The 660-nt window shown below is 68.5% G+C and carries 1 pseudogene; it reads left to right on the top strand.

Features of this window, described 5'->3' with window-relative positions:
• Nucleotides 1-129: 129 nt before the first annotated feature.
• Nucleotides 130-660 (top strand): annotated as a pseudogene (locus KVT32_RS28200) (type VI secretion system ATPase TssH); the annotation flags it as partial.

Raw genomic sequence — 660 nt, 5'->3', positions numbered from 1 at the left:
CGGCACGGTCAATTTCAGCGCCGTGCTCCAGCCCTCGTCGCTGCACTAGGCGGTGGGGCGCGCGGCGCGCCCGCGCGGGCCGGACGGCAAGCGCTAGCGCCATCTACCGACACAAAGGATGCGACACGAATGGACATCAACCTCAAGACCCTGATCGGCAAACTGAACGACGCCTCGCGCACCGCGGCCACGCGCGCCGCCAACATCTGCGTCGGGCTGGGCCAGTACGAAGTCGACATCGAGCACGTGTTCCTGGCCCTGCTGGAGCAGCCAGACTGCGATGTCGTGGTGGCCGCGCGCGCTTGCGACATCAGTCTCTCGGCGCTGGAGGACGACCTGCGGCGCGAGGTCGCGCGCTTCGCCACCGGCAGCGCGCGCACCCCGGTGTTCTCGAAGCACCTGCCGCTGCTGTTCGAGCATGCCTGGCTGATCGCCTCGCTCGGCAACGGCCAGCCGAACATGATCCGCAGCGGCGACCTGCTGCTGGCGCTGCTCACCGAACCAAGCCTGGCCCAGCTGGCCCAGCGTGGATCAAGCCTGTTCGCCGAATTCCCGCTCGAGCGCCTGAAGCACGACTTCGACAGGCTCACGCGTGGTTCGAAGGAAGCCGTCGCCGTACCCGTCGCCGTCCCGGCGCAGGGTAACGGCGACCCTGTTACC

The organism is Achromobacter sp. GbtcB20, from assembly GCF_019091095.1.
GTDB lineage: Bacteria > Pseudomonadota > Gammaproteobacteria > Burkholderiales > Burkholderiaceae_B > Achromobacter > Achromobacter mucicolens.
This window is presented reverse-complemented; position numbering and strand designations above follow the sequence as displayed.